Source organism: Streptococcus danieliae (genome assembly GCF_025447695.1).
Classification (GTDB): domain Bacteria; phylum Bacillota; class Bacilli; order Lactobacillales; family Streptococcaceae; genus Streptococcus; species Streptococcus danieliae.
In genome coordinates this window covers 1-7,913 of record NZ_JAOBSU010000081.1, presented here as the reverse complement: position 1 = coordinate 7,913, position 7,913 = coordinate 1, and the positions used below count along the sequence as shown (strand labels likewise).

At 43.6% G+C, this 7,913-nt stretch carries 8 protein-coding genes and 1 tRNA gene; 8 read left to right on the top strand and 1 reads right to left on the bottom strand.

The features are described from left to right. The 3 genes from N4310_RS06470 to N4310_RS06460 all read left to right on the top strand — a co-directional run bounded on the left by N4310_RS06470 (window position 1) and on the right by N4310_RS06460 (window position 2,347). Window positions 1-72 (top strand) — tRNA-Asn (locus N4310_RS06470). Between the two features lie 122 nt (window positions 73-194). Further along, entirely contained in the window at window positions 195-1,178 is a 984-nt protein-coding gene (gene trhO / locus N4310_RS06465) for an oxygen-dependent tRNA uridine(34) hydroxylase TrhO (protein ID WP_262092531.1), read from the top strand. A gap of 104 nt (window positions 1,179-1,282) precedes the next feature. Next, the gene (locus tag N4310_RS06460) at window positions 1,283-2,347 is read left to right on the top strand and encodes a serine hydrolase (protein WP_262092530.1); all 1,065 of its coding nucleotides are present in this window, start codon (window positions 1,283-1,285) and stop codon (window positions 2,345-2,347) included. Between the two features lie 68 nt (window positions 2,348-2,415). On the opposite strand, the gene rsmG is transcribed toward N4310_RS06460, so the two are convergent. After that, the gene (rsmG, locus tag N4310_RS06455) at window positions 2,416-3,129 is read right to left on the bottom strand and encodes a 16S rRNA (guanine(527)-N(7))-methyltransferase RsmG (RefSeq protein WP_160333275.1); all 714 of its coding nucleotides are present in this window, start codon (window positions 3,127-3,129) and stop codon (window positions 2,416-2,418) included. A gap of 89 nt (window positions 3,130-3,218) precedes the next feature. Here rsmG and N4310_RS06450 point away from each other — a divergent pair, with 89 nt between their 5' ends. The 5 genes from N4310_RS06450 (at window position 3,219) to N4310_RS06430 (ending at window position 7,716) form a co-directional block, all read left to right on the top strand. Beyond that, on the top strand, window positions 3,219-3,782 hold the full coding sequence (locus N4310_RS06450; protein ID WP_160333274.1) for a LemA family protein: 564 nt from the start codon (window positions 3,219-3,221) through the stop codon (window positions 3,780-3,782). Between the two features lies 1 nt (window position 3,783). Further along, the gene (gene htpX / locus N4310_RS06445) at window positions 3,784-4,686 is read left to right on the top strand and encodes a zinc metalloprotease HtpX (RefSeq protein WP_262092529.1); all 903 of its coding nucleotides are present in this window, start codon (window positions 3,784-3,786) and stop codon (window positions 4,684-4,686) included. A gap of 8 nt (window positions 4,687-4,694) precedes the next feature. Next, entirely contained in the window at window positions 4,695-5,228 is a 534-nt protein-coding gene (locus tag N4310_RS06440) for a DUF177 domain-containing protein (protein ID WP_262092528.1), read from the top strand. 355 nt (window positions 5,229-5,583) lie between these two features. Next, window positions 5,584-7,008, top strand: a complete 1,425-nt coding sequence (gene gndA, locus N4310_RS06435) for an NADP-dependent phosphogluconate dehydrogenase (RefSeq protein WP_262092527.1) — start codon at window positions 5,584-5,586, stop codon at window positions 7,006-7,008. Between the two features lie 9 nt (window positions 7,009-7,017). Next, window positions 7,018-7,716, top strand: a complete 699-nt coding sequence (locus N4310_RS06430) for a winged helix-turn-helix transcriptional regulator (protein WP_262092526.1) — start codon at window positions 7,018-7,020, stop codon at window positions 7,714-7,716. Window positions 7,717-7,913 lie beyond the last annotated feature (197 nt).

Genomic DNA, 7,913 nt, shown 5'->3' with positions numbered 1-7,913 from the left:
CGCCATAGCTCAGTTGGTAGTAGCGCATGACTGTTAATCATGATGTCGTAGGTTCGAGTCCTACTGGCGGAGTTCTTGCCCTTCGGGGCTTTTTTTCTTGCTTTTAAGTAAAAACCCTTGGGTTTTCCTTCATTTCAAGTTATAATGGATTGAATTTGAAATTCAAATGTTAGTTTAAAGGAGAATGAAATCTTATGGCAAAAGATATTCGTGTTCTATTGTATTACAAGTATGTTCCGATTGAAAATGCGGAACAGTTTACCAAAGACCACTTGGCCTTTTGTAAGTCGATTGGTCTGAAAGGTCGGATTTTGGTAGCGGATGAGGGGATCAACGGGACCGTTTCTGGTGACTTTGAAACAACTCAGAAGTATATGGACTATGTTCACTCACTACCAGGAATGGAAGATCTTTGGTTTAAAATTGACTTAGAAGAAGAGCAAGCTTTTAAAAAGATGTTTGTTCGTTATAAAAAAGAGATTGTTCACCTTGGTCTAGAGGACAATGATTTTGATGCGGATATCAATCCGCTTGAAACAACCGGAGCTTACCTATCACCAAAAGAATTTAAAGAAGCGCTTTTGGATGAGGATACGATTGTTTTGGATACCCGAAATGACTACGAGTACGATTTGGGTCATTTCCGAGGTGCTATTCGTCCAGATATCCGTAATTTCCGTGAATTGCCACAATGGGTTCGGGACCATAAGGAAGAATTTATGGATAAACGGGTGGTTGTTTACTGTACCGGTGGTGTTCGTTGTGAGAAATTCTCTGGTTGGATGGTTCGTGAGGGTTACAAAGATGTTGGTCAGCTTCACGGAGGAATCGCAACATATGGAAAAGATCCAGAAGTTCAAGGAGAGCTTTGGGATGGAAAAATGTACGTTTTCGATGAGCGGATTGCTGTTGACATCAACCATGTAAATCCAGTTGTGGTCGGAAAAGATTGGTTTGATGGAACTCCATGTGAACGTTATGTAAACTGTGGAAATCCTTTCTGTAATCGTCGCATCTTGACTTCAGTTGAGAATGAAGATAAATACCTTCGTGGATGCAGCCACGAATGTCGTGTTCATCCTCGTAACCGTTATGTTTCGGAGAATGGTTTGACAGAGGCAGAGGTTGTTGAGCGTCTAGCTGCCATTGGTGAAGTATTAGATCCTGCTATGGCTTAAGAAAAAAGTTCGAGTTTTCCCACTCGAACTTTTTTGTTTCCTATTGTTTTTTAATTTTAGATGTCTTATAATATATGAGTTGAAATTTTATAAGGTGAGGAATTATGAAGAAGTATAGTAAGTGGATTGTTGGATTATTGATTGGGCTAGCCTCTCTAGCCTTTATTGCTGCTGTCTTTGTGGCAGGATCAAATTCCGACTCTAATTTATTTTCCCAAATGGTTGGTCAAATAACTGGGAAGAAACAAGAGGAAAAAAAGGAACAAGAGACTGAAGAAGAAAAGGTAGTTCCAACCAATAAAAGTAAGGCTGCCAAGCAAAAAGTCATGGCCGAGGATGAGGATACGATGAATAGCTATGGCCTCTACTATGATTATGCGAATTTGTCATTAGAGGACACGGTTAAAGCTTATATGGACGAGTATGGGATTGATCATTCACAGGTTGCTTTTTCCTATAAAAATATTAACAGTAATGAACGTTTCTCCTTTAATGATACTCAGCCGATGACAGCGGGTTCCACTTACAAGCTTCCGCTCAATATGTTGGTTATGGATGAAGTGGCCAAGGGGAAATTAAGTCTCGAAGATGAATTCGATATCACTAATACCCAATATGAATACCAGGGGGAGCATGACAACTATGTGGCTGCTTTTGGTGGGATGATGACGATCCCAGATATGCAGGTGTATTCTCTTGTTTATTCTGAAAATACCCCAGCCTATGCGCTAGCGGAACGCTTGGGGGGAATGGATAAGGTTTATAGCATGTATGACCGTTATGGAACCTCCAAGTCTGCTGAGATTAAAACGATCTCCTTACAAAACAAAACCACAACGGATTACTTCATCCAGGTATTGGAGCACCTCTGGAAGGACCAGAAAAAATATTCTGAGATTCTACGCTTGACGGGTGAATCTTTCCCAGGCGAGTACTACAAGAGTCTCTTACCAGGTCTTAAAATTGATCAAAAACCAGGCTATGTCAATGAAGCCTTGAATGTGAATGCGGTTGTTTATGAGGAGACGCCTTATTTGGTAGCTCTTTATACCGCTGGTCTAGGTGGGACCACAACAGCTTCTACGGAAATTAGTGGTGTTGGTCTTTACCAGGTCGGACAATTGGCTTATGTTATTAATGAATGGCACCGGGTGAATATGAATCCGTAAGGAAGTCCCTCTTTACTTTATTTATTCGAAAAGAAAAGACAGAAGTTGCAATTTCTGTCTTTTTTCTTCTATAAGGGGCGTTTGTTGGGAATCCCGGCCTTGCGTGGATATTTGTTAGGCGTTTCTTTGCGTTTTTCCAAGGTTGTTAAGGTACGGGGATCGCCATTGGGCAGTTGGTAGTTTTGAGATTGAACAAGCTTGGTGAAAAGGCTGGTTAAAGCGTTTTGGGCTTCCTGGATCTCTTCTTGTGCATCGCTGGCTTTGAGGGCTTGGAGGCGACCACCGATTTTGAGAAAGGGAATTGTCAATTCTGCAAGGATAGGAAGTCGCGCGACTGCTCGGGCGGTGACGATATCAAAGTGGGCCCGGTAGGTCTTGTCCTGCCCTAAATCTTCGGCACGGCCATGGATAAAGTGAACCTTGTCTAGCTGAAGTTTGTCAGCCAGCAGCTCTAGGAACTGGATACGTTTATTGAGCGAGTCAATAATGGTGACCTCTAGTTCAGGTAGTAAAATTTTCATAGGTAGACTCGGAAAACCAGCTCCCGCTCCGATATCAAGTAGCTCTAGGGGCTGATTGGTAATCTCGCCCATGAGGACAGGAGCCAAGGAGTCATAGAAGTGCTTGAGGTAGACTTCGTTTTTTTCCGTGATGGCTGTAAGATTGATTTTTTGATTCCATTCAACTAGTAATTTATAGTAATCTTCAAATTGTTGCTTTTGTTTTTCCGTCAGAGAAAATCCCTGTTCTTCAAGTTTTTGGTAGAATAATTCTGGTTTCATAACCCCTCCCTCTTTCCCTTTATTCTAACACATTTACCCCTAATTTTGATATACTAGTACTAGCTTTATAGAAGGAAGGATGTCGCTAAATGTTGCTTATTATTGGAATTTTGATTGTCCTACTTATTTTTGGAGTGGTGGCTTATAATGGCCTGATTCGTGCCCGTATGCAGACCCAGGAAGCTTGGAGTCAGATCGATGTACAATTAAAGCGCCGTAATGATTTAATTCCGAATTTGATTGAAACGGTGAAAGGCTATGGTAAGTACGAACAGTCTACCCTGGATAAAATTACTAGCCTCCGCACCCAGGTTCAGCAAGCGGCGAGTCCAGCTGAGGCTATGGCAGCCAGTGATGCACTTAGTCGTCAGGTGTCAGGTGTTTTTGCGATTGCAGAGAATTACCCAGATTTGAAAGCCAATACGAACTACTTGCAGCTACAAGAGGAATTGACCAATACAGAAAATAAAATAGCCTACTCACGGCAGCTCTATAACAGTGTAACCGCTAAATACAACACAAAATTAGAGACGGTTCCGACCAATATTATTGCCAACTTTTTCCATTTTCAACCAGAGGACTTCCTACAAATTCCTGAAGCAGAAAAGGCAGTTCCGAAAATTGATTTTGGAAGCAATGGGCTAGGAGACTGACATGTTATTTGACCAAATTGCAAGTAATAAAAGGCGTACTTGGGTACTGCTCTTTGTCTTTTTTCTCCTCTTGGCTTTGATGGGAGCTGCAGTTGGTTATCTCTGGTTGGGGAATGTCTGGGGCGGTGTTTTAACAGCCTTTATCATTGGTGGTATCTATGCTCTGAGCATGATTTTCCAAGCGACGGAAATGGTCATGTATATGAACGGAGCCCGGGAGATTCAGGAGAAGGATTATCCAGACTACTACCATATTGTGGAAGATATGGCGTTAGTGGCGCAGATTCCCATGCCACGGGTCTATGTGGTTCAAGATCCGTCCCCTAATGCCTTTGCAACAGGTTCCAATCCCAAAAATGCTGCCGTTGCTGCGACGACAGGTTTGTTAAATATGATGAACCGTCAAGAGTTAGAAGCGGTGATGGGCCATGAAGTCAGTCACATCCGTAATTATGATATTCGCATTTCGACTATTGCTGTGGCCTTGACCAGTGCGGTGACCATGTTATCCAATATAGCTGGGAGAAATCTCTGGTACAGTATGGGTGGCCGTCGGCGTTCGTCCTCTGATGAGAACCAACAGGGAGCTGCCAATGTGATTTTTCTTCTCTTGTCCTTGTTGGCGATTGTCTTGGCCCCCTTGGCAGCAACCTTGGTGCAGCTAGCCATTTCCCGTCAGCGGGAGTTTTTGGCAGATGCTTCCAGTGTGGAATTGACACGCAATCCCAAAGGGATGATTTCCGCCCTTCAAAAACTAGAAGGGGGACCAGCTAGCAAGCGTCCCGTAGATGATGCCAGTGCGGCACTCTACATCAATGAACCTCGTAAGACCAGCAGCCTCCAGTGGCTGTTCTACACCCACCCACCGATTCCTGAACGGATTGCTCGTTTGGAAGAAATGTAAGGAGAACCATGTTTCATTTACAAGAAATTCGCCGTCAGCCGGATGGCCTTAGCTTTGACCAAGAACTAGATTTATTGAAATCCCTTCAGGAGCGGAATCCAGAGATTTTGGATTTACAGCACTTGCGGGCCGTTGGGAAAGTGACTTATGAAAAAGGACTCTATTTCCTAGACTACCAGTTGTCCTATGAGATTACACTGGCCTCTAGTCGAAGTTTAGAGCCTGTGGTCCTTGAAGAAAATCGTCTGATTACAGAGGTTTTTGGAGATTCTGAAGAAGCTTCTGCCTTGAGCGATGAGGAAGCCCTATATTTACTACCGATTGAGGGAGAGGGGATTAGTCTGGAAGACAGTGTCGCAGACAATATCTTGTTAGAAATTCCGCTCAAAGTTCTGACACCAGAAGAAGAAACGGAAGCAAGTATGCCTCAGGGGCAATCCTGGCAGGTTCTCTCAGAGGAAGATTATCTTCAGCAGCAGGCTGAGGCCAAGAAAGAGAATAGTCCTTTTGCTTCTCTTCAAGACCTATTTACAGAAGATTGACCCTTATTTGGGAGTGGGACAGAACTAAATTTGAAAAAATTTAGTTTATTCGCTTTCTTATTCCTTGGCTCGGGTTGAAAAGGTTCCCCGAACCTTTTCAACCCCGCAAGGTTGATTAGGTCAGGTTCGGAGCCTAAAAGGCGAACGAGTGGAGTTTGCTTCGCAAACAAGATTTGGTACTCTCTAACAGCATATAATGCTGTTAGACCCAATCAACTACTGCGTCAAAGGTATTTTGCTAATCATAAAGAGAGAGGCTAGACTTTTGTCCCAGCCTCTTTTTTGTCGTTTTCGAAAAATTGCAGAAGATTTTTTTAGGTGGTATAATGGAAGCAAATAGTTTAAGGAGAAACTCATGTCAAAAGCAAATTTTGGTGTTGTTGGTATGGCTGTTATGGGACGCAATTTAGCGCTCAATATTGAGTCTCGTGGCTATACGGTTGCTATTTATAACCGTAGTAAAGAAAAGACAGAGGATGTTATTGCAAGCCATCCCGATAAGAATTTTGTGCCGAGCTATGATGTGGAATCATTTGTGGCATCGATTGAAAAACCACGTCGCATTATGTTGATGGTTCAGGCGGGTGCAGGTACGGACGCGACTATTCAAGCGCTCCTTCCTTACTTGGACAAAGGGGATATCCTTATTGATGGAGGAAACACCTTCTACAAAGATACCATTCGTCGGAATGAGGAGCTAGCAGATTCTGGCATTAACTTTATCGGAACAGGTGTTTCTGGTGGTGAAAAGGGAGCCTTGGAAGGGCCATCCATCATGCCAGGTGGTCAAAAAGAGGCCTATGAATTGGTTGCTGATGTTTTGGAAGAAATTTCTGCCAAGGCGCCTGAAGATGGCGCTCCTTGTGTGACTTATATTGGTCCAAATGGTGCCGGTCACTATGTAAAAATGGTCCACAACGGAATTGAGTATGGGGACATGCAATTGATTGCTGAAAGTTATGACCTTATGAAAGGTCTGCTTGGTTTGTCTGCAGAAGAGATGGCTGATATTTTCACCGAGTGGAACCAAGGAGAATTGGATTCCTATCTGATTGAAATCACAGCCGATATTCTTCGCCGCAAGGATGACCAAGGTCAAGATGGACCAATTGTTGATTATATTTTGGATGCAGCTGGTAACAAGGGAACAGGTAAGTGGACCAGTCAATCCGCTCTGGATCTTGGAGTTCCACTCCCCTTGATTACAGAATCTGTGTTTGCACGTTATATCTCGACCTACAAGGAAGAGCGTTTAGCAGCTAGCAAAGTTCTAGCAGGACCTTCTGCGCTAGCTTATGAAGGGGATCGGGCAGAGTTGATTGAGAAAATCCGTAAGGCCCTTTACTTCTCAAAAATTATGTCGTACGCACAAGGTTTCGCACAATTGCGCGTGGCTAGTAAGGAAGAGAATTGGAATCTACCATTTGGGGAGATTGCATCGATCTGGCGTGCAGGATGTATTATCCGTGCTCGTTTCTTGCAAACAATTACAGATGCCTACAAGGAAGATGCTGATCTACCAAATCTTCTCTTGAATGACTATTTCCGTCAAGTGACTGCAGATTATCAAGCTGCGGTGCGTGAGGTTGTAGCCTTGGCGATCCAGCACGGAGTCCCAGTTCCAACCTTTGCGAGCGCGATTAACTATTACGATAGCTATCGAGCTGCTGATTTACCAGCCAACTTGATTCAAGCTCAACGGGATTACTTCGGTGCCCATACTTATGAACGAAAAGATAAAGAAGGAATCTATCACTACTCTTGGTATTCTGAAGAATAAGGAGGTCTTATGGGGAAACGTATTGTACTAATTGAACAGGACTGCCACTTGGCTCGTTTCCTCAGCCTTGAGTTGGAGTCTGCTGGATATGAAGTTCAGTGGCTTGAAGACCAGCAGGAGGCTCTTGAATTAGCAGCTACCAGAGCGATTGACTTATTTCTTTTTGACCTTCAAGCCGGCCTGGAAGTCAATCAAGCCTTTTTCAAAACCTTGGAACAGGTTCGGCCTGCAGCGGTGTTGATTGCCTTGGCTAGTCCCGAGGATCTGCAGCTGCAGCAGGAACTCATCCAACGTTATGCGGTCTTAGCAGCCGTGAAGCCCTTTGTGGCATCGATTTTGTTGGAGCAAATTGCCTCTATATTTAGAGGGCGGGATTTTATTGACAAACATTGCAGCCAAATGCAAAAAATAACCAAGCATCGCCATCTGACGGTTGATTTGGTAAACCATTTGGTTTACCGCAATGGGGAGCCGCTAGCCCTAACCCGCCGCGAGTATGATCTGCTAGTGACCCTGATGGCTAGTTCCAGTGCCCTTAGCCGGGAAGAGCTGTTGGAGCGGATTTGGAAATACGAGAACCCGTCTGGTACCAATATCGTGGATGTTTATATCCGCTATCTTCGCAGTAAAATTGATGTTCCAGGCCAGGCTAGTTACATCGAGACTGTTCGAGGGGTTGGCTATAAAATGCGGGATGCCGTGCTTTAAGAATAAGTGATGAAACGTTGTGTGGGAGTGCTTTCCCCACAGCGTTTTTCCTTTAACCAGACCTTCTAGCTTAAGTGGGAAAGCATTTTATACTCATTGAAATTCAAAATCTGAAAAAAGCCATTCTCTATGGACAATAGATTTTAGATCAGACCAATGCAAATTTTGAATCACTTCTTGTAGTTTATCTATCACTT